We start from the raw sequence: 21,440 nt of genomic DNA, 5'->3' as shown, positions 1-21,440 counted from the left end.
CGCTACCCCAATAGCGTCCGCACGACGGCGTCTGCCAACAGCCGCCCCCGATCGGTGAGGACGAGCCTGTCCCCGGCCGGCACCAGCAACCCGTCGGCAACGACAGCCTCGGCGCGTTCACGCTCTTCGGAACTCAACACTTCAACCGGAAGGCCTTGGCGTAGACGGACTTTCAACAGCACGTCTTCGGTGTGCAACGTGTCGGCGCCGAGTTCCTCGAATCCCGCGACCGGCAGCGCGTTCGCCGACAACCTTTCGGCATACGCGTTGGGATGCTTGACATTCCACCAGCGCGTGGTGCCGACGTAGCCGTGCGCACCGGGTCCCGCGCCCCACCACTGCCCGCCATCCCAGTAGCCCAGGTTGTGCCGGCATTCACCACCCGGCCGCGACCAGTTGGAAACCTCGTACCAAGACATCCCCGCCTCGGACAGTCGCGCGTCGACCAATTCGTAGCGGTGGGCCAGCACGTCGTCGTCGGGCGCCGCCAGCTCACCGCGCCGCACTCGCCGGGCCAGGGCGGTGCCTTCCTCGACCACCAATGCATAGGCCGAGACGTGATCGACGCCGGTGTCGATGGCCGTGTCGACCGACCGCAGCAGGTCGTCGTCGGACTCCCCCGGAGTTCCATAGATCAAATCGAGGCTGACGTGTTCGAATCCCGCGGCCAGCGCCTCGCGGGCGGCGGCCGCCGATCGGTTCGGCGTGTGAATGCGGTCGAGGACACCCAGCACCCGTGGCGCCACCGATTGCATCCCCAGCGACACCCGGGTGTAGCCGGCCGCTCGGATGGCGTCGAAGAGGTCCGGCCACGCCGACTCCGGGTTGGCCTCGGTGGTGACCTCGGCATCTGTCGCCAGCGGAAAGTGCTCGCGCACCATGTCCAGCAGCGTCACCAGGCGCGCACCGCCCAGCAGCGAGGGCGTCCCCCCACCGACGAACACGGTGTTCACCGGCGGCGCTTGCAGCCGCGCGGCCGCCAATTCGAGTTCCGTCCGCAGCGCGCCCAGCCAGGCATCGGGATTGACACCCCCCAGCTCGGCCGGGGTGTAGGTGTTGAAATCGCAGTAGCCGCAACGTGTTACGCAGAACGGGACATGCACGTAGATGCCAAACGGGCGCCCGGCGACCGCCCGCACGTCGGGCAGGTCGACCGGCTGCTCACGAATGGCCATGCCAAATGATCCCACGGCAGACGGGTGGCCCCGGGGCCCTCGATGCCGCCGACGCCTGACGCTGAGCACCCGTGCCGAACGTGCCATCGCGGCGAAATTCTGGCCGCTGTTCCGCGCTGAGTACCCGCTCGGCGTTGCCATGCGGCTCCACCACCCCCGGCTTGGCCGGGACTTTTAATCATCGTGAGCCCAGATTTGACCTGCTCGCGCGGCCCCTCGGCATCCATGGCACAATGGTGGCGTGACTGTCGCCCAGCCCAGCCCGCACATTGTGCTCGTGGCGCGACGGCACATCGATCTCAAGCGCGTTTGCAGCTGTATCTGTCTGCCTTGACTTGGTAGACCCAGCCCACTGTGTCTCCAGCAGGCCGACGGTTTCGTGCCGCCCATAAGTACCGCTGAACTGTGCTGGCCGCGCTGGCGATCTTTTTGAAGGAGAACTTCCGATGACCACCGCCCGACCCGCGAAGGCCCGTAACGAGGGCCAATGGGCACTGGGGAATCGTGAGCCGCTGAACCCGAACGAAGAGATGAAGCAGGCCGGCGCCCCCCTGGACGTGCGCGAGCGCATCGAGACCATCTACGCCAAGAACGGCTTCGACAGCATCGACAAGAGCGACCTGCGTGGGCGCTTCCGCTGGTGGGGCCTCTACACCCAGCGTGAGCAGGGCTACGACGGCTCCTTCACCGGCGACGACAATGCCGAGTTGCTCGAAGCCAGGTACTTCATGATGCGGGTGCGCTGCGACGGCGGCGCGCTGTCCGCGGCCGCATTGCGCACCGTAGGCCAGATTTCCACCGAATTCGGCCGCGACACCGCCGACATCACCGACCGGGAAAACATCCAGTACCACTGGATCGAGGTGGAGAACGTCCCCGAGATCTGGCGGCGGCTGACCGAGGTCGGATTGCAGACCGCCGAGGCGTGCGGCGACTGCCCCCGTGTGATCTTGGGCTCACCGCTGGCCGGTGAGTCGCTCGACGAGGTGCTCGACCCGAGCTGGGCGATCGACGAGATCGCGCGCCGGTACATCGGCCAGCCCGAGTTCGCCGACCTGCCGCGCAAGTACAAGACCGCCATCTCGGGCCTGCAAGACGTGGTGCACGAGGTCAATGACATCGCGTTCACCGGTGTCAACCACCCCGAGCACGGCCCCGGCCTGGACCTATGGGTCGGCGGGGGGTTGTCGACCAACCCGATGCTGGCCCAGCGCGTCGGCGCCTGGGTGCCGCTCGAGGAAGTGCCCGAGGTGTGGCACGCGGTGACCTCGATCTTCCGCGATTACGGCTACCGGCGGCTGCGCTCCAAGGCGCGGCTGAAGTTCCTGATCAAGGACTGGGGCGTCGAAAAGTTCCGCGAGGTGCTGGAAACCGAGTACCTCAAGCGTCCACTCATCGACGGCCCGGCCCCCGAGCCGGTCCCGCATCCGATCGACCACGTCGGCGTGCAACGGCTCAAGAACGGGCTCAACGCGGTGGGCGTCGCCTCGATCGCGGGACGGGTGTCGGGGACGATCCTGACCGCTGTGGCCGACCTCACCGAGCGGGTCGGCTCCGACCGGATCCGGCTGACCCCCTACCAGAAGCTGGTGATCCTCGACGTACCCGACGACAAGCTCGACGAGCTGATCGCCGGCCTCGAGTCGCTCGGCCTGCAGTCACAGCCGTCACAGTGGCGCCGGAACGTGATGGCGTGCACGGGGATTGAGTTCTGCAAGTTGTCGTTCGCCGAAACCCGGGTCAAGGCGCAGTCTTTGGTGCCCGAGCTGGAGAGCCGGCTCGCGGACATCAACCTGCAACTCGATGTTCCGATCACCGTCAACATCAACGGCTGCCCCAATTCGTGCGCGCGCATTCAGGTCGCCGACATCGGGTTGAAAGGCCAGATGGTCGACGACGGCGAAGGCGGCTCAGTCGAGGGTTTCCAGGTACACCTGGGCGGCAGCCTGGGCCAAGACAGCGGCTTTGGCCGAAAACTGCGTCAGCACAAGGTCACCAGCGACGAGCTCGGCGACTACATCGAGCGGGTCGCGCGCAACTTCCTGAAATATCGCGGCGAGGGTGAACGTTTCGCACAGTGGGCCATGAGGGCAGACGAGGACGATTTGCGATGAGCGAACGAACAACCAGACATTCCGAGGCCGAGCTGCGCGAGCTCGCTGCCCGGGGCGCGGCCGAGCTCGAGGGCGCCAGCGCCAGCGACGTATTGCGTTGGACCGACGAGACGTTCGGCGGCATCAACGGGCCGCGCGGATGGGCGACCTGCAACTACGTCGTCGCCTCCAGCATGCAAGAGGCCGTGTTGATCGATCTCGCCGCCAAGGTGCGCCCGGGTGTGCCTGTGGTGTTCTTGGACACCGGCTACCACTTCGTGGAGACCATCGGCACGCGGGACGCCATCGAGTCCGTTTACGACATCCGGGTGCTCAACGTCACTCCCGAGCAGACCGTCGAAGAGCAGGACAAACTCCTGGGCAAGGACCTGTTCGCGCGTGATCCCGGTGAATGCTGCAGGCTGCGCAAGGTCGCTCCGCTCGGCAAGACGCTGCGGGGATACTCGGCGTGGGTGACCGGGCTGCGGCGGGGCGAAACCGCCGCGCGCGCCAACGCCCCGGTGGTCGGTTTCGACGAGGGCTTCAAGCTGGTGAAGGTCAACCCGATGGCGGCCTGGTCCGACGAGGACGTGCAGAATTACATCGACGAGCACAGCGTGCTGGTCAATCCGCTTATGTACGAAGGCTATTCGTCGATCGGTTGCGCCCCGTGCACCGCCAAGCCGCTGGCGGGCGCCGACCCGCGCAGCGGGCGCTGGCAGGGGCTGTCCAAGACGGAATGCGGGTTGCACGCCTCCTGAGAGATCACGCGGACGTCAGCGTGTTCTCATCCTCGTCGGCCTCATTGGTGCGGCTGGGGTCCGCCGCGGCGGGGGCGATCGGTGGGACCCGGGTGGCACGCACGTAGACGGTGTCGCCGTCGCGCAATGCCAGGGCCTCGGCGTCGCCGCGGGTGATCTGCGCCGTGAAGAAGCCGCCGGTGGCGGCGCTGGTCAACTCGACCCGCACCTCGAAACCCAACGCGACCACCCGGTCCACGGTGGCCCGCACCACCCCGATGGACTCCGCGGTGCCGTCCCCGCCGGCGATCGCCATCTCGGGGTTGCGACCCACCCGGATGTCGTGCGGCCGTACCAGGGCACCGTTCAGCGTGGACACCGCGCCGAGGAACGACATCACGAACGCGTTTGCCGGCGCGTCATAGACGTCGGTCGGGGATCCGATCTGCTCGATACGGCCGTGATTGAGCACCGCGATCCGATCGGCGACATCCAATGCCTCGGCCTGATCGTGGGTGACCAGCACCGTGGTCACGTGCACCTCGTCGTGCAGGCGGCGCAACCACGCCCGCAAATCCTCACGCACCTTGGCGTCCAGCGCACCGAACGGCTCGTCGAGCAGCAGCACTTGCGGGTCGACCGCCAGCGCCCGCGCCAGCGCCATCCGCTGTCGCTGACCACCCGAGAGCTGATTGGGATAGCGGTTCTGAAAACCGCTGAGCCCCACCACTTCAAGCAGGTTGTCGACCTTGGCCTTGATCTCGGCTTTGGGCCGCTTGCGAACCTTGAGCCCGTAGGCCACGTTGTCGCGGACCGTCAGATGCTTGAACGCCGCGTAGTGCTGAAAGACGAACCCGATGCCGCGGCGCTGCGGTGGCACCCGCGTCACGTCGCGACCGTAGATCGTGACGGTTCCGCTGTCGGGTTGGTCGAGACCGGCGATGGCACGCAGCAGGGTCGATTTACCCGAACCGCTGGGACCCAACAACGCCGTCAGCGACCCGGTCGGCACGACGAAGTCGACGTGGTCCAACGCGACGAAATCGCCATAGTGCTTGTAGGCGTCGCGCACGATGATGGCGAGGTCATCCCGGCCGGCACGGGTGTCTGTCACGTCATCCTCCTCGTCAGGCCTGCTTCGCCGCTCGGGCGCGGCGGGCGTCGAGAACCACCTGGAAAATCAGCACCAGCACCGCAACACCCATCAGCAAGGTCGACAGCGCATAGGCGCCGTACTCGACGCCCCGGTTGTATCGGTCCGAAACAAGCAATGTCAGCGTTTGCGACTTCCCCGGCAGGTTCGACGACACGATGAGCACCGCACCGTATTCCCCCAGGGTACGTGCGATTGTCAACACGATGCCGTAGGTCAGGCCCCACCGGATGGAGGGCAGCGTGATCCGCCAAAACGTCTGCCACCAGCCCGAACCCAGCGTCGCGGCCGCCTCCTCCTGGTCGGTGCCCAGCTCGTGCAGCACCGGCTCCACCTCACGCACGACGAACGGCAGGGTGACGAAGATGCTGGCGAGCACGATGCCCGGCAGACCGAAGATGACCTTGAACCCGAGATCCTTTTCGACGAACCCCAACGCGCCGGCCGAGCCCCACAACACGATCAACGCCACACCCACGATGACGGGCGAAACCGCGAACGGCAGGTCGATGATCGCCTGGAGCACGCCCTTACCGCGAAACCTGTTGCGCGCGAGCACCAATGCCGTCGGAATGCCGAAAACCACGTTGAGCGGCACCACGATGGCCACCACCAGCAGGGTCAAGTTCAGCGCCGATATCGCCGCGGGGGTGCTGACCCAGGCGTAGAACTGGCCGAATCCGGGTCGAAATGTCCTCCACAGGATTAACGACACCGGCACGACCAGCAACACGAAGATGTATCCGAGCGCCACGAATCGCAGGGAATAGCGGACTCCCGCCGACGACGTCATCCGGCGAGCTCCTCGCGTTTGGCCGCGCGCCCGCCCACGACCCGCAGGACGAGCAGGACCACGAACGAAATCGCCAACAGCACAACGGATATCGCGGCCGCGCCGGTGCGGTCGTCGTTCTCGATAAGGGTCCGTATCCACTGCGATGACACTTCGGTCTTGCCCGGCACCGCGCCGCCGATCAGCACCACCGACCCGAACTCTCCGATGGCGCGTGAGAACGCCAGGCCCGCGCCCGATAACAGCGCGGGCAGCAGCGCCGGCAGCACCACCGAGGTGAAGATCTTCGGGCCGCTGGCGCCCAGCGACGCGGCCGCCTCCTCGGCGTCACGGTCCAACTCCAGCAGCACCGGCTGGACCGCGCGGACCACGAACGGCAGCGTGACGAAGGCCAACGCCACCACCACGCCCCACGCGGTGTGCTGCAGGTGCAGACCCACCGGGCTGTTGTTGCCGTACAAGGCCAGCATGACCAGGCTGGCGACGATGGTGGGCAGCGCGAACGGCAGGTCGATGATCGCGTCGACGAGCCGCTTCCCGACGAAGTCGTCGCGCACCAGCACCCACGCGATCACCAGGCCAAAAATCAGGTTGAGCACAGTCACCCCGGCCGAGATCGTCAGGGTGACCCGAAACGACTCCAAGGCGGCGTTCGAGGTGACCGCGAGCCAGAACGCGTGCCAGCCGCCGCCGGCGGACTGCCAGACGATCGCCGCCAGCGGCAGCAACACGATCACGGACAACCACACGGTGGCCGCCCCGACCCGCAGGGCGGTGGTGCCGCGGCCCCGCCCGGGCAGCGGCCCGTGCTCGGGCTCGCCGCTGAGTTCGGGCCGGACCGCCGCCGGGTCCGGCGTGATGGCCGTCATCCGGTGGCCTGCGTGTAGATCTTGGTGATGCTGCCGGTGCTCTTGTCGAACAGCTGCGGATCGACCGTGCTCCACCCGCCGAGGTCGGCGATGGTCCACAGTTTCGTCGGCACCGGATACTGGGCGCGGAAGTCGGCGGCGACGGACGGATCGACCGGCCGGAAACCTGCCTGCGCCCAAACCTTTTGGGCCGCCGCGGTGTACTGGAAGTTCTTGAAGGCGACGGCGGCCTGCAGGTGGGGGCTGGTGTTGACGACGGCGACCGGATTGTCGATCTTGAAGGTCTGCGGCACGTTGACGTGGTCGACCGGCTTGCCCGCCCGCTCGGTAGCGATGGCCTCGTTCTCGTAGCTGATCAGCACGTCACCGCTGCCCTGGATGAAGACGTCGGTGGCTTCCCGCCCTGATCCGGGACGGAGTTTGACGTGCTCGGTCACCAGCTTCTTGATGAAATCCACACCGGCCGCGCTGTTGGCGCCCCCTTCGCTCTTGACGGCGTACGGTGCGAGCAGGTTCCACTTGGCCGACCCCGAACTGAGCGGGCTGGGCGTGATGACCTCGATGCCGGGCCGCAACAGGTCATCCCAATCCTTGATGTGCTTCGGGTTGCCCTTGCGCACCACCAGCGTGACCACCGACCCGAACGGGATTCCCTTGGTGGCGTCGGTGTTCCAGTCTTTGGAAACCTTGCCGGCCTTGACCAATCGAGCGATGTCGGGCTCGACGGAGAAGTTCACGACGTCGGCCGGCTTGCCGTCGACGACGCCGCGGGATTGGTCACCGGAGGCCCCATAGGAGGTCACCACCTGCACGCCCTTGCCCTCCTCGGACGCATTGAACGCCGGAATTATCTTGCTCCATCCGGGTTCTGGGACCGAGTAGGCGACCAGCGTGATGGAAGTGTGCGCGCCGGCCAGCCCGCCGCCGCCGACGGCATCGCTGGCACCCCCGTGGCAGCCGGCGACGATGCCGGCTATCGCAATCAGGGCGAAGACAGGCCGCCAACGCAACGCGGTCCTGATGTCCATCGAAGGCCTTCCGGTGGGGAACGTAACGGATCTCGGTCCCGTATCAGCGGAAAGGCAACCAGAACTTCAGGAGGATTCGAGAACTCCAGAACCAGACCGCACACGGGTTTGGGAGTCAGCGACAACAGTGCACGAAGGCATAGCACCCGGGAATGCCAAACGCCACGCGCATGGCGGGAAGCCTAACAGGAATTGACGGTGCCGCCACCGGAGCCGGCGCCGAGCGAATGCGGCGAGCGACTCAACGGTGCATCAAGTGCGTGACCAGCCACATGCCGATCACCAGCGCCACCAAGATCAGGAGAACCAGCGTCACGTGCGACCGAGGCATGCGCGTCACCCGGAGGTCTCACCGGCATGGCGGGCACGGCGCATCAACTCGATGCCCTTGCCGAGCAGCCCGTCGAGCAGGGCCGCCGTCACGTAGGCCACCGCCAGCACGACCGGCATCACCACCATGGCCTGCAGCACGAAAGGGAGCCCCGAAAGCCACAGCTCGTTGCCGTCCCACCAGTTGAGGAACGCGTTCACGGAGCTCACCCTATGCGGCGCTGCCGCACAAAACCAATGCGTGAACGCCGGCGCCCGGGTAGGTGCGCGCCACGCCGCCTCGGCGAAACGTTGGACGCCGGGCCGCCGCGCGGTCGATGATGTCCAGATGGTTCTGCATGTTCAGCCCGACGACCAACCGGCCGACACCATGCCCGAGGAAGCGCCGCAGACGGCGGCCGCAACGTCGATGTCTTCGTCGATCGACCTGCGCACCCCCGGGCCCCTCGCTCCCAGTGCAGCCCTGCGCAATCCCTTTCCGCCGATCGCCGATTACGCGTTCCTGTCGGACTGGGAAACCACCTGCCTGATCTCTCCGGCCGGGTCGGTGGAGTGGCTGTGTGTGCCGCGGCCGGACTCGCCGAGCGTGTTCGGGGCGATCCTGGACCGCAGCGCCGGCCATTTCCGGCTGGGCCCCTACGGCGTCTCGGTGCCGTCGGCCCGCCGGTATCTGCCGGGCAGCCTCATCATGGAGACCACCTGGCAGACGCACACCGGGTGGCTGATCGTGCGTGACGCGCTGGTGATGGGCCCCTGGCACGACCTCGACCGCCGGTCGCGCACGCACCGCCGCACCCCGATGGACTGGGACGCCGAGCACATCCTGCTGCGCACGGTGCGCTGCGTCAGCGGCACCGTCGAACTGATGATGAGCTGCGAGCCGGCGTTCGACTACCACCGGGTGGGGGCCACCTGGGAATACTCCGCCAACGCGTACGGCGAGGCCATCGCGCGCGCCACCAGGCAGCCCGACGCCCACCCGACACTGCGGCTGACGACCAACCTGCGGATCGGGCTGGAAGGCCGGGAGGCACGGGCACGCACCCGGATGAAAGAGGGCGACGACGTGTTCGTGGCCCTGAGCTGGACCAAACACCCGGCGCCGCAGACCTACCAAGAGGCCGCCGACAAGATGTGGCAGACCACCGAGTGCTGGCGGCAGTGGATCAACATCGGCAACTTCCCCGACCACCCGTGGCGGGCCTACCTGCAGCGCAGCGCGCTCACGCTGAAGGGGTTGACCTACTCGCCCACCGGCGCGCTACTGGCGGCCAGCACCACGTCGCTGCCGGAAACACCGCAGGGCGAACGCAACTGGGACTACCGCTACGCCTGGGTGCGCGACTCCACGTTCGCGTTATGGGGCCTGTACACGCTCGGACTGGACCGCGAGGCCGACGACTTCTTCGCCTTCATCGCCGACGTGTCGGGGGCCAACAACAACGAGCGGCACCCGCTGCAGGTGATGTACGGCGTGGGCGGCGAGCGCAGCCTGGTGGAAGAGGAACTGCATCACCTGTCCGGCTACGACCAGGCCCGGCCGGTGCGCATCGGCAACGGCGCCTTCGACCAGGTCCAGCATGACATCTGGGGCTCCATCCTGGACTCCTTCTACCTGCACGCCAAGTCGCGCGAGCAGGTCCCAGAGACGTTGTGGCCGGTGCTGAAGAAGCAGGTGGAAGAGGCGATCAAGCACTGGCGCGAGCCCGACCGCGGAATCTGGGAGGTGCGCGGGGAGCCGCAGCACTTCACGTCGTCGAAGGTGATGTGCTGGGTGGCGCTCGACCGCGGGGCGAAGCTGGCCGAGCGGCAGGGCGAGAAGAGCTACGCCCAACAGTGGCGGGCCATCGCCGAGGAGATCAAGGCCGACATCCTGGCGCACGGCGTGGATTCCCGCGGGGTCTTTACCCAGCGCTACGGCAGCGACGCGCTGGACGCCTCGCTGCTGTTGGTGGTGCTGACGCGGTTCCTGCCGCCGGATGACCCGCGGGTACGCAACACCGTGCTGGCGATCGCCGACGAACTCACCCAGGAAGGCCTGGTGCTGCGCTACCGGGTCGAGGAGACCGACGACGGCCTGTCCGGCGAGGAGGGCACCTTCACGATCTGCTCGTTCTGGCTGGTGTCGGCGCTGGTCGAGATCGGCGAGGTGCGCCGCGCCAAACGCCTGTGCGAGCGGCTGCTGTCCTACGCCAGCCCGCTGCACCTCTACGCCGAGGAGATCGAGCCGCGCACCGGTCGCCAGCTCGGCAACTTCCCGCAGGCGTTCACCCACCTGGCGCTGATCAACGCCGTGGTGCACGTCATTCGGGCCGAGGAGGAGGCCGACGGCTCCGGGATGTTCCAGCCCGCCAACGCGCCGATGTAGCTGGATCCGTCAGCTGCGGGCGCCGAGTTTGTCCATGAGTGCGCGGGCGAGGTCGATGGCGGTGGTGTTGATGTCGCCGTTGCCCTGATCGCCCGGACCATAAATGGGAATGAAGTCGACGGTCACCTCGACCACGTAAGGTCCCTTGACGCCGAGGGCCCGAGCCGATGGGATTGCGTTCAATCCCCCGCGTGGGCCGGATCGCATCGAAACCGTAGCCGCCACAACCGAATCCAGGACGCGCACGTCGGCGATGGCGTCGAAACCCCATACATCGATGGGCTCCACGGTCAGCGTGGTCCCGTCGCACTTCTGCCACTGCGCGACGAACCTGGCGAATAACGCGTCGGCGTCCGCGGCCGTCCGCAACGCGACGATGCCCTGCAGGACGCTGTCGATCTTCACGGAATCGCCTTTGTGCACCCACATTTCGCCGGCCGTTTCCTGTATCGGCGCCGAGCCGTACGTGACGCGCTGCATCAGGTGAATGACCCCGATGCACTCGGTCGGCCGGTCGTTCTCCCAATTGGTCCCCAATTTGTCGCCGCCGCCGAATTCCGAATAGTGCGGGTAGGGCTGGAACGGCTGGTCGAGCAGTTTTGCCAGCGCGGTCCCGTCGAACAAGACCCGTTTGATGGCCGGCACCCGACCCGCGTTCGGCGCCAGACCTCCTGTGCCGGCCGTGGTTTCGGTGCACCCGCTCACCAGCAGCACCGCGATCACAGCGGCCAGCGAACGCCAGGTGCTTTTCACTTCACCCCTCCCGGCCGCCCGGCCCGCGTCAGCTCAGCGCGTTGACCCTGTCCATCATGGCGTGCGCGATGTCGAGCGCGCTGGTGTTGATGTCGGCCGATCCCGGGTCGGTGGATCGCCGCCCGCCGAAGAAGACCACCTCGACTTCCACGAGGCAGTTCGACCGGATACCGATGGCACGCGCCTGCGGGGTGGGCCGCAGGGCCGGCATGTTGGGTAGCACCGAGGTGGCGGTTTTGGTCGCCGCGATGGTCGTCGCGGTGCCGCGGACATCGCTGATGACGTTCGTGGTGCTGATCGGGCCGGACTGTTCCGAGGTCGTCATGCCGTTGCATTGCTGCCACTGCTGGGAGAACTGCGCGAACAGCGCCTGAGCCTGCGCGGCCGACGGCAGCGTGACCACGCCCTCCATCACGGTGATCACCTGCGCCGGTTCGCCGTTGTTCCACCACGACTCCGAGGCGACGTCCTGCACTTGGCCGGACCGGTACACGCTCTTCTGCAGCATCGCCGTCACGCCCAGGCAACCGGCCTGCGACGTCGACCGCTTGACCTGGTAGAGCTTCTCGGGGCCGCCGACTTGGGCCGGATCGCGGGAGACCAGGGTCTGGTCGAGCATCCGCGACAGCGCCGCGCCGTCGAGAAGCACCTTGCTGACCGCCGCACCATTCAGCGGCCGCAGCTTCAGGTTCGGCGCCGGCTTCGCGGTACCCTCCACGACCCCGCCGCAGCCCGTCACCAGCGTGGCCAGCGCCGCGAACGTCGCCGCCGCCTTGAGTATCCGCATGGCTACTTCTTGCCCTTGTCGCCCGCCGCGTCCGCGGACAGCGCCGCCACGAACGCTTCCTGCGGCACGTCGACCCGCCCGATGGTCTTCATCCGCTTCTTGCCTTCCTTCTGCTTTTCCAGAAGTTTGCGCTTGCGGGTGATGTCACCGCCGTAACACTTGGACAGCACGTCCTTGCGGATGGCTCGGATGTTTTCGCGCGCAATGATTTTCGATCCGATCGCCGCCTGGACCGGCACCTCGAACTGCTGTCGCGGGATCAGCTCTTTGAGCTTGGTGGTCATCTTGTTGCCGTAGGCCGAGGCGCCGTCCTTGTGCACGATCGCGCTGAACGCGTCGACGGCCTCGCCCTGCAACAGGATGTCGACCTTGACCAGCTGGGCCTCTTGCTCGCCGGCCTCCTCGTAGTCGAGGCTGGCGTAGCCGCGGGTGCGCGACTTCAGGGAATCGAAGAAGTCGAAGATGATCTCGCCCAGCGGCATGGTGTAGCGCAGCTCCACCCGTTCGGGCGACAGGTAGTCCATGCCGCCGAGTTCGCCGCGGCGCGACTGGCACAGTTCCATGATGGTGCCGATGAATTCGCTGGGCGCGATGATCGTCGTCTTGACCACCGGCTCGTACACCGCGCGGACCTTGCCCTCCGGCCAGTCCGACGGGTTGGTCACGACGATTTCGGTGTCATCTTCCTTGATGACCCGGTAGACGACGTTGGGTGACGTCGAGATCAGATCCAGGTCGAATTCCCGCTCCAGACGCTCCCGGGTGATCTCCATGTGCAGCAAACCCAGGAAGCCACAACGGAATCCGAAGCCCAGCGCCACCGACGTCTCGGGCTCGTACGTCAGCGCCGCGTCGTTGAGTTGCAGCCTGTCCAGCGCGTCGCGCAGGTCCGGGTAGTCCGAACCGTCGACGGGATACAGGCCCGAGTAGACCATCGGCTTGGGTTCGCGGTACCCGGTCAGCGCGTCGGCCGCGCCGCGCCGTGCCGTCGTCACGGTGTCACCCACCTTGGACTGGCGGACGTCCTTGACCCCGGTGATCAGGTAGCCCACCTCGCCCACCCCCAGGCCGTCGCTGGCCTTCGGCTCGGGCGAGACGATGCCGACCTCGAGCAGCTCGTGCGTGGCGCCGGTGGACATCATCGCGATGCGCTCGCGCGGGGTGATCTTGCCGTCGACCACCCGGACGTAGGTCACCACGCCGCGGTAGATGTCGTAGACGGAGTCGAAGATCATCGCCCGCAGCGGCGCGTCGGCCTTGCCCTGCGGGGGCGGCACCTGGCGCACCACCTCGTCGAGCAGTTCCGCGACTCCCTCGCCGGTCTTGCCCGAGACCCGCAGCACGTCGTCGGGCTCGCAGCCGATGATGTGGGCCAGTTCTCCGGCGTAGCGGTCCGGGTCGGCGGCCGGTAGGTCGATCTTGTTGAGCACCGGGATGATGGTCAGGTCGCGGTCCAGCGCCAGGTAGAGGTTGGCCAGGGTCTGGGCCTCGATGCCCTGGGCTGCGTCCACCAGCAGCACCGCGCCCTCGCAGGCCTCCAGCGCGCGCGAGACCTCGTAGGTGAAGTCGACGTGGCCCGGGGTGTCGATCAGGTGCAGGACGTGGTCTTCGTCGTCGACTTTCCAGGGGAGCCGGACGTTCTGCGCCTTGATGGTGATGCCGCGCTCGCGCTCGATGTCCATCCGGTCCAGGTACTGGGCGCGCATCGAGCGCTCATCGACGACACCGGTGAGCTGCAGCATCCGGTCGGCCAGCGTCGACTTGCCGTGATCGATGTGGGCGATGATGCAGAAATTCCGAATCTGCGCCGGCGCGGTGAAGGTCTTGTCGGCGAAACTGCTGATGGGAATCTCCTGGTCTACGTCAAACGTGATGGGCGCTGCGCGGCCGTTGTGCTGGCCGTTCGCGGCCAAGTCCAGCGTATCTATGCAGCGTCGTCCGGACCTACTTGGACACAGTCGCGCCCGGTTGCTCGCGTCTATGCTGCGAATATGGCGTCTGCCCGGAAATCGCAGTGGAAGACGTTCCAGCGGTTCGCCGAGAATCTGGTGTTCAACGGGGCCCCGCGGCTGGCGCGGCACGTGCAGAATTCCCAGACCGTCCTGCGCGAGTTGCAGCAGGCCGTGCGGATCACCGCGAACGTCATCGCGGCCGCGACACCGCCACCGTCCGACACGACGGTCGCGGGCCGGCCGGTGACCAGCAACAGCCTGCCCACCGCGCAGCGGGCCCGCAAACTCGTGTACGCGCCGAGCCTGGACGGCCGGGCCGATCCCGGCGAGATCGTCTGGACGTGGGTGGTCTACGAGGACGACCCCAGCCGGGGCAAGGACCGGCCCGTGCTGGTGGTGGGACGCGATCGCGGCACCCTGCTGGGATTGATGGTCTCCAGCCAGGAGCGCCACGCCGCCGATCCCGACTGGGTTGGAATCGGTTCTGGCAGTTGGGATTACGAGGGAAGATCCAGCTGGGTCCGGCTGGACCGCGTGCTCGACGTGCCCGAGGAGGGCATCCGCCGCGAGGGCGCCATCCTGGATCGCGAGATCTTCGACGTGGTGGCGGCCCGGCTGCGCGCCGACTACTCCTGGCGTTGAGTCGGCCAAGTCGCCGAGCGTGTAACCACGGCGGGAAATCCGCCAATTTTCGCCCTGAATGCACGCTCGGCGAGCGGGGCCGAGATGGGCCGGCGAGTCAGCCCTGGGTGATGTAGGACTGCAACTGCTGCTGCTCGGCCTCGAGTTCTTCCATCCGGGTCTTCACCACGTCACCGATGCTGACGATGCCGATCAGCTTCTTCCCGTCGAGCACCGGGACGTGGCGCACCCGGTTCTTGGTCATCAGCACGCTGATCGCGTCGACGGTGTCGGCCTTCGTGCACGTGGCCAGCATGCTGGTCATGATCTTGGACACCGGGCGAGAGAGCACGCTGGCGCCATGAGTGTGCAGCTGGCGCACGACGTCGCGCTCCGACACAATGCCGACGACCCCCTCGTCGCCGACCACGACCATGGCGCCGATGTTCTGCTCGGTCAGACCCGCCAGCAGCTCGCGAACCGTCGCGTCCGGGTTGATGGTCACCACCGCCGCGCCCTTATTCCGCAAGACGTCCGCAATCCGCATCAAGGCCTCCAGCCGGGTTTGTGATCCGCTTCACATCAGGCTACGGCTAACTCGCGCGGCGGAAAAGCCACCCACGGAACCCGCAAACAGATCGTGTCCAAGCGCCGACGGCCGGCCGGATCGTTCGATTGGGCCACTGCTCACGGCGGGGACCTGCAAGATGGGGCCATGATCGAGGTCACCCTGCTGGGCACCGGTAGTCCGATCCCCGACCCGAACCGCGCCGGGCCGTCGACCCTGGTGCGGGCCGGCGGGCAGGTGTTCCTGGTGGACTGCGGGCGCGGGGTGCTCCAGCGCGCGGCGGCGGTCGGGGTGGGCGCGGCCGGGTTGTCGGCCCTGCTGCTCACCCACCTGCACAGTGATCACGTCGGCGACCTCGGCGACGTCCTCATCACGCGGTGGATCAGCACCTTCACCCCCGATCCCGCGCCGCTGCCCATCATCGGGCCGCCCGGCACCGCCGAACTGGTGGAGGCGACGCTGGGGGCGTTCCGCCACGACATCGGCTACCGGATCGCCCATCACGCCGATCTGAATGCGCCGCCGGCCGTCGAGGTCCACGAACACACCGACGGTCCGGTCTGGGACCGCGACGGCGTATCGATCCGGGTGGGCGCCACCGATCACCGGCCAGTGGCCCCGACCATCGGGTTCCGCATCGACTACGACGGGGCGTCGGTGGTGCTCGCGGGCGACACCGTGCCGTGCGCGAGCCTGGACGAGCTGGCGGCCGGTGCCGGCGCCCTGGTGCACACCGTGATCCGCAAGGACATCGTCGCCACCATCCCGCAGCAGCGGCTCGTCGACATCTGCGACTACCACTCGTCAGTGGAAGAGGCGGCGGCGACCGCGGCCCGCGCGGGCGTGGACACCCTCGTCATGACGCACTACGTGCCGGCGCTGGTGCCCGGCCAGGAAGAGCAGTGGCGGGCGCTGGCCGCCGGGAAGTTCGGTGGGCGCATCGAGCTCGGTGACGACCTGCACCGGGTCCAGATCGACGCGCCGTCCTGACGAACGTCGCGCTCACCGGGATGGCGAATCCCGTTGCACCGCACGGACAATGGCGGCACCGGCCACCACCAGCCAGATCAGCGCCAGGACCCGCGCGATCGGCAACAGGACGCCCAGCGCGGGCCAGATCAACACCCCCGCCGCCGATTCGGCGAGGACAGCAGTCGCCAGACCGATCCGTGCCAGCGGCCGGGGCAGCGCTCCCCCGGTCCGCCCCGACGCCGCCATCGCGGCGACCAACAGGCCCAACGCCACGATGTGACCCGGGCCGCCGGTGAGAAAGACCAGCAAGTACAGCGCCCTCACCAAGGCGGTGTCGGTACTGACGTCCGGCCACGACATCGCCCACCCCAGCAGTCCGGCCAGCCCCAGCGCCCCGGCGGCCAAAACACCGCCCGCGAACGCGATCGACGCGGCGGCACCGGCTCCGAGTTGCCTCAGCCGCGCGGCGGCCATCGCCGCATAGACCGCAAGCGGGACCGACGACGCGAACGTCGCAACGGCCATGATCCGCACGGCCACCGGCTGGGCGCGCACGTACGCCGCCACCGCGCCGACCGGACCGTACGGCAAGGGCATGACGCCGCCCATCCCGACGCCGATCGCGATCCCACCGAAGAGCAGCCCGATGCAGAGCAGGGCCAGCGCCGTCAGGGGCGGGCCGCCGCGCCGGGGACGGTTCGCCTCGAGGTGGGCCGCGGCTTCGCGGATACCGTTCATCGCTGAACGGTAACCCTGCGGCGCCTCGGCGTCGGCTACCCAGCGCCTCGGGCGGGAGGCCAGCGGCCTCGTCGAGGGCTCAGCCTACGGATCGACCGATCGCGACGAAGGACGCGAGCAACAAGAGAATTACGTTGATTGGCAACGGTTGTCGCTCGTTACGAGTCAGGTGCACGCGCATCGCTCCGATCTGCACGATGACTAGGCCCACCGCAGCGGCTGGGGTCAGGACGCGGGCGATGCCGGTTGCCTCCGGCAGGATCACGCCGAGCGCGCCGAGGATCTCGACCGCGCCAACGGCCTTGACCGCAGCGTCCGAGTGGTCCTTCATCCAGTCGAGTCGGCCCGATGCTACGAGTTGTTCGCGCGGCCGAACGACTTTGAGCCCACCCGCGACGAGATAGACGAAGGCGAGCAGACTCTGCGCGGCCCACAGTGCGATGTTCACGGTGTTCCCCAATCCTTACCATTTGTGCGTAGCCACATCGTGTGTCAGCGCTGGGCCCGCCGCATAAGGCACATCGATGTATGTATCCAGGACGGAGACTTCGATATGACGAACGTCACACGGAAGACGCCGCGGATACCCGAGGGCGGTGCGGTCCGGGAGGTCCTCGATCGCATCGGCGACAAGTGGAGCCTGCTGGTAATCGGCACGCTGCGTGACGGGCCAATGCGGTTCGGCGAGTTGGAGGCGACCGTGGAAGGCATCTCGCAGCGGATGCTCACCCTGACGCTCAAGCATCTGGTCGAGGATGGCCTGGTCGACCGCACGGCCTACGCCGAGGTGCCACCGCGAGTCGAGTACGAATTGACCGGACTCGGACGGACATTGCTGCCGCTGGTGATCTCCCTGGCCCAGTGGGCCATGGCGCACCACGAGGAGATCAACGCCAACCGCATGTCACGGTAACGCCGCATATCGGCCCTTAGGCGAGCCGGGTCACCTCCACGATCACGTCGAGGTCGGTGGCGCCCTCCCCGGAATATATGCCCTTCAACGGGGAAACATCGGCATAGTCGCGGCCGGCACCCACGCCGACGTACTGCTCGGTGATCTCGGCGTCGTTGGTGGGGTCATAGCTCCACCACGCGCCCGTCCACGCCTCGATCCAGGCGTGGCTTCGCCCGTCCACGGTGTCCCCGACGACGGCGTCACATTTGGGATGCAAGTAGCCCGAAACGTAGTGCGAGGGAATCCCCATGCCGCGCAACAACATCAGCGACAGGTGCACGAAGTCCTGACAGACGCCCTTGCCTGCTTTCAGGGCGTCGAGCCCGGACGAGTGCACGCTGGTGGTCCCCGGAAGGTAGTCCAGCTCCTCGCGCACCCAATTGGCCGCCGCAACAACGGCTTCGGCGGGGCTGTGGTTCTTGCGGATCTTTTTGCCCACCGCAGCCACCCGCTTGCTGGCCGGGGTGTGTTCGGTGGGGCGGAGCAGGTCGTCGAAGCGATCGATCACCGCATCCGAATGCAGCTCCCCCCAGTCCACCTCGGTGGCCGGCGCCTCGGCGCGTTCGGTCTCCACGACCGACGAGGACATCACCGTGAGGTCGGTATGCGGCGCGTGCAAGTCGAACGCCGTCACCGCGGTGCCCCAATAGTCGATGTAGCGGTAGGACCGGGTTGCCGGGATGGTCTCGACGCGGTTGAGGATGACGTTCTGGCGGTTGTTCGACCGCGGGGTCAGCCGGGCTTCGTTGTAGGAGGCGGTCACCGGCGACTGGTAGGCGTACCCCGTGGTGTGCACCACCCGCAGCCGCCACATCAGCCGTCCCCTTTCCTGCTGACCAGGCCGGCGCGCTGACCGGCGTTCGACCACGCCACCCACGGTGTGATGTGAAAGTACTGCAGCGCCAAGGCTTCTCCGACATCGCGGCAGGTGCGCTGCAGGCCCGCCAACCGGCTTTCCAGCGTCTCCAGCAGCACACCGGGCTGGACGAACTCCAATTCGCTGCGTGCCTGCCCGAGCAACCGCTGGGCCTCGGCGGTGGCCCCGATCCGGCTCTGCCGATTGCGGACCAGTTCGTCGAGGTTGTGTTCGGCCAGCCGCAGCGAGTAAAACACCGAACGCGGAAACAACCGGTCCAGCAACATGAACTCGACCACGCGGCCCGCGTCGAGCACACCGCGATAGGTGCGCAGATACGTGTCGTGCGCGCCCGCCGAGCGCAGCAGCGTCACCCACGCCGGAGACGAAGCGCTGTCCCCAACCCGCGACAGCAACAGCCGCACCGTCATGTCGACGCGCTCGATCGCCCGCCCCAACACCATGAAGCGATATCCGTCGTCGCGCGACAGCGTCGAGTCCGCCAAGCCGGCGAACATGGCCGCCCGCCGCTCGACGAACGACAGAAAGTCATGGGGCCCAAGGCGTTTGGCGGCGCGTTCGCGTTCGGGCAGGGCGTGGTAGGTGGTGTTGAGACACTCCCAGATCTCGCTGGACGTCACCTCCCGCGCCGACTTGGCGTTTTCCCGCGCCGCGGTGATCGCGTCGACGATCGAAGAGCCGCCCTGGGCGTTGGTGCTGTAGGCCACCAGATCGGTCAACGACCACACGTCCAGGTCATGATCGGGCGGGTCGATGCCGAGCACCCGCAGCAGCAGGCGCGAGGCCTGATCCGGGTCGACGCTGGAATCCTCGAGCAATTGGTGCAGCGCCACGTCCAGGATTCGCGCGGTGTCGTCGGCGCGCTCGACGTAGCGGCCGATCCAGTAGAGCGCCTCGGCGTTACGTGCCAGCATCACCGGATCACGATCTGCCGCTGCTTCTGCTGGGGTTGGTCGTCCTGCCGCTCGTCGGCCTGGCCGTCGCTGCCCGGCTCCGCCATGGAGTCCGGCAGGGAGCGCACCACTTCGGCGGCACCGAGTTCGTGATCGCCGGTCGAGGTCCGCGACGCCAACACCCAGGTGTCCTTCGAGCCACCGCCCTGGCTGGAGTTGACCACCCGTGACCCCTCGACCAGGGCCACCCGGGTGAGGCCGCCGGGCAACACCCACACGTCGTTGCCGTCGTTGACCGCGAACGGCCGCAAGTCGACGTAGCGGGGCGCCAGCGCGCTGCCGACCTGCGTCGGCACGGTCGACAGTTCCATCATCGGCTGGGCGATCCAGCTCCGCGGGTCGTCGCGGATCTTCTTGGCGACGGCGGCCAGTTCCTTATGGGAGGCCTCCGGGCCGAACACGATTCCGTAGCCGCCGGACCCCTCGACCGGCTTGAGGACCAGCTCGTCGATCCGGTCGAGCACCTCTTCGCGTTCCTCGTCGAGCCAGCAGCGCAGCGTCTCCACGTTGGCCAGCAGCGGCTTCTCGCCCAGGTAGTACTCGATCATGGCGGGCACGTAGGTGTAGACGAGTTTGTCGTCGCCGACGCCGTTGCCGATCGCGCTGGAGATCACGACGTTTCCGGCGCGGGCGGCGTTGACCAGGCCGGCCACCCCCAGCACCGAGTCGGCCCGGAATTGCAGCGGGTCCAGGAAGGCGTCGTCGATGCGCCGATAGATGACGTCGACCTGGCGCTCGCCTTCGGTGGTACGCATGTACACCTGGTTGTCGCGGCAGAACAGGTCGCGCCCTTCGACCAGCTCGACCCCCATCTGGCGGGCCAGCAGGGAATGCTCGAAATACGCGGAGTTGTAGACGCCCGGGGTCAGCACCACCACCGTGGGGTCGGCCTCGTTGGTGGCCGCGGAGTTGCGCAGCGCCCGCAGCAGGTGGCCGGCGTAGTCGTCGACCGAACGCACGCGATGCGTGGCGAACAGGTTCGGGAAGACGCGCGCCATGGTGCGCCGGTTCTCCATGACGTAGGAGACGCCCGAGGGCGACCGCAGGTTGTCCTCGAGGACCCGGAAATCGCCCTTTTCGTCGCGGATCAGATCGATGCCGGCGACGTGGATCCGCACGCCGTTGGGCGGGACGATGCCCATGGCCTGCCGGTGAAAGTGCTCGCAGGAGGTGATCAGGCGGCGCGGGATCACCCCGTCGTCGAGGATTTCCTGGTCGCCGTAGATGTCGTCGAGGTACCTCTCGAGGGCCTTGACCCGCTGGGTGATGCCGCGTTCCAGCCGGGCCCACTCGGCGGCCGAGATGACTCGCGGCACCAAGTCCAGCGGGAAGGGCCGCTCCTGGCCCGACAAAGAGAAGGTGATGCCCTGGTCGAGGAAGGCGCGGGAGAGCGCTTCGGCGCGAGCCTTGAGATCCGAGGCGTCCGATGGCGCGAGTTCGGCATAGATGCCCTTGTAGGGGCCGCGAACGGCGCCCTGCGTGTCGAACATCTCATCGAAGGCCATCTCGTAGGCGTCCGAGGATGTGTTGTATCCGCCGAAAATTCGCTCCGAACGCGCGGCGCGAAAACCCCGCCTGGTCTCCTCAAGCTGGTTCGTCAGACTCACTGTTCAGATGCTGCCTCAGATCGACGTTATGGCAGCCCACGTGTTCCCGTTTTGGGGGAAAACGTAACTCACTGATAACCTGGGCAATCGCTGTGGTGATTCCGGCGT

Annotated in this window: 21 protein-coding genes and 1 pseudogene; 7 read left to right on the top strand and 15 right to left on the bottom strand. The window is 67.3% G+C overall.

What is annotated here, in order from left to right:
• Nucleotides 1-2: 2 nt before the first annotated feature.
• On the bottom strand, nt 3-1,175 hold the full coding sequence (gene hemW, locus AC0KTM_RS06185) for a radical SAM family heme chaperone HemW (RefSeq protein WP_225327156.1): 1,173 nt from the start codon (nt 1,173-1,175) through the stop codon (nt 3-5).
• Nucleotides 1,176-1,416: 241 nt separating this feature from the next.
• Here hemW and AC0KTM_RS06180 point away from each other — a divergent pair, with 241 nt between their 5' ends.
• The 3 genes from AC0KTM_RS06180 to AC0KTM_RS06170 all read left to right on the top strand — a co-directional run bounded on the left by AC0KTM_RS06180 (nt 1,417) and on the right by AC0KTM_RS06170 (nt 4,029).
• Nucleotides 1,417-1,509: an Ms4527A family Cys-rich leader peptide gene (locus AC0KTM_RS06180; RefSeq protein ID WP_350494745.1), complete on the top strand. Its 93-nt coding sequence runs from the start codon at nt 1,417-1,419 to the stop codon at nt 1,507-1,509.
• 112 nt (nt 1,510-1,621) lie between these two features.
• Nucleotides 1,622-3,289: a nitrite/sulfite reductase gene (locus tag AC0KTM_RS06175; RefSeq protein WP_472415171.1), complete on the top strand. Its 1,668-nt coding sequence runs from the start codon at nt 1,622-1,624 to the stop codon at nt 3,287-3,289.
• Complete coding sequence (locus AC0KTM_RS06170) at nt 3,286-4,029, top strand: phosphoadenylyl-sulfate reductase (RefSeq protein ID WP_225327154.1); 744 nt, start codon at nt 3,286-3,288, stop codon at nt 4,027-4,029. The genes AC0KTM_RS06175 and AC0KTM_RS06170 overlap by 4 nt, the downstream gene beginning before the upstream one ends.
• A gap of 4 nt (nt 4,030-4,033) precedes the next feature.
• Here AC0KTM_RS06170 and AC0KTM_RS06165 read toward each other — a convergent pair whose 3' ends face one another.
• The 5 genes from AC0KTM_RS06165 to AC0KTM_RS06145 all read right to left on the bottom strand — a co-directional run bounded on the left by AC0KTM_RS06165 (nt 4,034) and on the right by AC0KTM_RS06145 (nt 8,382).
• Nucleotides 4,034-5,122 (bottom strand): sulfate/molybdate ABC transporter ATP-binding protein, encoded by a 1,089-nt coding sequence (locus AC0KTM_RS06165; protein WP_238957557.1) that lies wholly within the window; start codon nt 5,120-5,122, stop codon nt 4,034-4,036.
• A 13-nt stretch (nt 5,123-5,135) separates the two neighbouring features.
• The gene (gene cysW / locus AC0KTM_RS06160; RefSeq protein ID WP_225327152.1) at nt 5,136-5,954 is read right to left on the bottom strand and encodes a sulfate ABC transporter permease subunit CysW; all 819 of its coding nucleotides are present in this window, start codon (nt 5,952-5,954) and stop codon (nt 5,136-5,138) included.
• Nucleotides 5,951-6,823 (bottom strand): sulfate ABC transporter permease subunit CysT, encoded by an 873-nt coding sequence (gene cysT / locus AC0KTM_RS06155; RefSeq protein ID WP_225327151.1) that lies wholly within the window; start codon nt 6,821-6,823, stop codon nt 5,951-5,953. Before cysT ends, cysW begins: the two co-directional genes overlap by 4 nt.
• On the bottom strand, nt 6,820-7,851 hold the full coding sequence (locus tag AC0KTM_RS06150) for a sulfate ABC transporter substrate-binding protein (protein ID WP_225327150.1): 1,032 nt from the start codon (nt 7,849-7,851) through the stop codon (nt 6,820-6,822). Before AC0KTM_RS06150 ends, cysT begins: the two co-directional genes overlap by 4 nt.
• Before the next feature lie 336 nt (nt 7,852-8,187).
• A complete protein-coding gene (locus AC0KTM_RS06145) occupies nt 8,188-8,382 on the bottom strand; it encodes a hypothetical protein (RefSeq protein WP_067171583.1) in 195 nt (64 codons plus the stop codon).
• 127 nt (nt 8,383-8,509) lie between these two features.
• Here AC0KTM_RS06145 and AC0KTM_RS06140 point away from each other — a divergent pair, with 127 nt between their 5' ends.
• Nucleotides 8,510-10,549 carry a glycoside hydrolase family 15 protein gene (locus AC0KTM_RS06140; RefSeq protein ID WP_374109682.1) on the top strand — a complete coding sequence of 680 codons (2,040 nt, stop codon included), beginning with the start codon at nt 8,510-8,512 and terminating at the stop codon, nt 10,547-10,549.
• Between the two features lie 9 nt (nt 10,550-10,558).
• Here the strand turns inward: AC0KTM_RS06140 and AC0KTM_RS06135 are convergent, their stop codons facing one another.
• The 3 genes and pseudogenes from AC0KTM_RS06135 to lepA all read right to left on the bottom strand — a co-directional run bounded on the left by AC0KTM_RS06135 (nt 10,559) and on the right by lepA (nt 14,099).
• The gene (locus tag AC0KTM_RS06135; protein WP_472415169.1) at nt 10,559-11,302 is read right to left on the bottom strand and encodes a sensor domain-containing protein; all 744 of its coding nucleotides are present in this window, start codon (nt 11,300-11,302) and stop codon (nt 10,559-10,561) included.
• 28 nt (nt 11,303-11,330) lie between these two features.
• A complete protein-coding gene (locus AC0KTM_RS06130; protein WP_225327148.1) occupies nt 11,331-12,089 on the bottom strand; it encodes a sensor domain-containing protein in 759 nt (252 codons plus the stop codon).
• Between the two features lie 2 nt (nt 12,090-12,091).
• Nucleotides 12,092-14,099, bottom strand: a pseudogene (gene lepA, locus AC0KTM_RS06125) (translation elongation factor 4).
• Between lepA and AC0KTM_RS06120 the strand changes: the two are divergent.
• Complete coding sequence (locus AC0KTM_RS06120) at nt 14,081-14,683, top strand: type II toxin-antitoxin system PemK/MazF family toxin (RefSeq protein ID WP_238957553.1); 603 nt, start codon at nt 14,081-14,083, stop codon at nt 14,681-14,683. The pseudogene lepA and the gene AC0KTM_RS06120 sit on opposite strands and share 19 nt — an antisense overlap.
• A 97-nt stretch (nt 14,684-14,780) precedes the next feature.
• On the opposite strand, the gene AC0KTM_RS06115 is transcribed toward AC0KTM_RS06120, so the two are convergent.
• Nucleotides 14,781-15,209 (bottom strand): CBS domain-containing protein, encoded by a 429-nt coding sequence (locus tag AC0KTM_RS06115; protein WP_008255284.1) that lies wholly within the window; start codon nt 15,207-15,209, stop codon nt 14,781-14,783.
• 168 nt (nt 15,210-15,377) lie between these two features.
• Here AC0KTM_RS06115 and AC0KTM_RS06110 point away from each other — a divergent pair, with 168 nt between their 5' ends.
• Nucleotides 15,378-16,220: a ribonuclease Z gene (locus AC0KTM_RS06110; RefSeq protein ID WP_238957552.1), complete on the top strand. Its 843-nt coding sequence runs from the start codon at nt 15,378-15,380 to the stop codon at nt 16,218-16,220.
• Nucleotides 16,221-16,232: 12 nt separating this feature from the next.
• On the opposite strand, the gene AC0KTM_RS06105 is transcribed toward AC0KTM_RS06110, so the two are convergent.
• Together AC0KTM_RS06105 and AC0KTM_RS06100 are read right to left on the bottom strand one after the other, a co-directional pair.
• The gene (locus tag AC0KTM_RS06105) at nt 16,233-16,940 is read right to left on the bottom strand and encodes a hypothetical protein (protein WP_238957551.1); all 708 of its coding nucleotides are present in this window, start codon (nt 16,938-16,940) and stop codon (nt 16,233-16,235) included.
• 79 nt (nt 16,941-17,019) lie between these two features.
• Complete coding sequence (locus tag AC0KTM_RS06100) at nt 17,020-17,388, bottom strand: DoxX family protein (protein ID WP_238957549.1); 369 nt, start codon at nt 17,386-17,388, stop codon at nt 17,020-17,022.
• 105 nt (nt 17,389-17,493) lie between these two features.
• Here AC0KTM_RS06100 and AC0KTM_RS06095 point away from each other — a divergent pair, with 105 nt between their 5' ends.
• Nucleotides 17,494-17,853 (top strand): winged helix-turn-helix transcriptional regulator, encoded by a 360-nt coding sequence (locus AC0KTM_RS06095; protein ID WP_238957548.1) that lies wholly within the window; start codon nt 17,494-17,496, stop codon nt 17,851-17,853.
• 16 nt (nt 17,854-17,869) lie between these two features.
• On the opposite strand, the gene AC0KTM_RS06090 is transcribed toward AC0KTM_RS06095, so the two are convergent.
• The 3 genes from AC0KTM_RS06090 to AC0KTM_RS06080 are packed head-to-tail and all read right to left on the bottom strand — an operon-like array spanning nt 17,870 to nt 21,332.
• Nucleotides 17,870-18,709, bottom strand: a complete 840-nt coding sequence (locus AC0KTM_RS06090) for a transglutaminase family protein (protein ID WP_238957547.1) — start codon at nt 18,707-18,709, stop codon at nt 17,870-17,872.
• Nucleotides 18,709-19,686 carry an alpha-E domain-containing protein gene (locus tag AC0KTM_RS06085; protein ID WP_238958009.1) on the bottom strand — a complete coding sequence of 326 codons (978 nt, stop codon included), beginning with the start codon at nt 19,684-19,686 and terminating at the stop codon, nt 18,709-18,711. The genes AC0KTM_RS06090 and AC0KTM_RS06085 overlap by 1 nt, the downstream gene beginning before the upstream one ends.
• Nucleotides 19,686-21,332, bottom strand: a complete 1,647-nt coding sequence (locus AC0KTM_RS06080) for a circularly permuted type 2 ATP-grasp protein (RefSeq protein ID WP_238957546.1) — start codon at nt 21,330-21,332, stop codon at nt 19,686-19,688. Before AC0KTM_RS06080 ends, AC0KTM_RS06085 begins: the two co-directional genes overlap by 1 nt.
• Between the last annotated feature and the right edge of the window lie 108 nt (nt 21,333-21,440).

Source organism: Mycobacterium sp. NTMscope_Eco_3 (assembly GCF_976985685.1).
This window is presented reverse-complemented; position numbering and strand designations above follow the sequence as displayed.

Bases quoted from the DNA above. Each gene is read 5' to 3' on its own strand.
- AC0KTM_RS06105 (WP_238957551.1), bottom strand. From the start codon at position 16,940: ATGAACGGTATCCGCGAAGCCGCGGCCCACCTCGAGGCGAACCGTCCC.
- AC0KTM_RS06170 (WP_225327154.1), top strand. From the start codon at position 3,286: ATGAGCGAACGAACAACCAGACATTCCGAGGCCGAGCTGCGCGAGCTC.
- AC0KTM_RS06120 (WP_238957553.1), top strand. From the start codon at position 14,081: ATGGCGTCTGCCCGGAAATCGCAGTGGAAGACGTTCCAGCGGTTCGCC.
- AC0KTM_RS06095 (WP_238957548.1), top strand. From the start codon at position 17,494: ATGACGAACGTCACACGGAAGACGCCGCGGATACCCGAGGGCGGTGCG.
- AC0KTM_RS06110 (WP_238957552.1), top strand. From the start codon at position 15,378: ATGATCGAGGTCACCCTGCTGGGCACCGGTAGTCCGATCCCCGACCCG.
- AC0KTM_RS06085 (WP_238958009.1), bottom strand. From the start codon at position 19,686: ATGCTGGCACGTAACGCCGAGGCGCTCTACTGGATCGGCCGCTACGTC.
- cysW (WP_225327152.1), bottom strand. From the start codon at position 5,954: ATGACGTCGTCGGCGGGAGTCCGCTATTCCCTGCGATTCGTGGCGCTC.
- AC0KTM_RS06140 (WP_374109682.1), top strand. From the start codon at position 8,510: ATGGTTCTGCATGTTCAGCCCGACGACCAACCGGCCGACACCATGCCC.
- cysT (WP_225327151.1), bottom strand. From the start codon at position 6,823: ATGACGGCCATCACGCCGGACCCGGCGGCGGTCCGGCCCGAACTCAGC.
- AC0KTM_RS06090 (WP_238957547.1), bottom strand. From the start codon at position 18,709: ATGTGGCGGCTGCGGGTGGTGCACACCACGGGGTACGCCTACCAGTCG.
- AC0KTM_RS06175 (WP_472415171.1), top strand. From the start codon at position 1,622: ATGACCACCGCCCGACCCGCGAAGGCCCGTAACGAGGGCCAATGGGCA.
- AC0KTM_RS06130 (WP_225327148.1), bottom strand. From the start codon at position 12,089: ATGCGGATACTCAAGGCGGCGGCGACGTTCGCGGCGCTGGCCACGCTG.
- AC0KTM_RS06115 (WP_008255284.1), bottom strand. From the start codon at position 15,209: ATGCGGATTGCGGACGTCTTGCGGAATAAGGGCGCGGCGGTGGTGACC.
- AC0KTM_RS06150 (WP_225327150.1), bottom strand. From the start codon at position 7,851: ATGGACATCAGGACCGCGTTGCGTTGGCGGCCTGTCTTCGCCCTGATT.
- hemW (WP_225327156.1), bottom strand. From the start codon at position 1,175: ATGGCCATTCGTGAGCAGCCGGTCGACCTGCCCGACGTGCGGGCGGTC.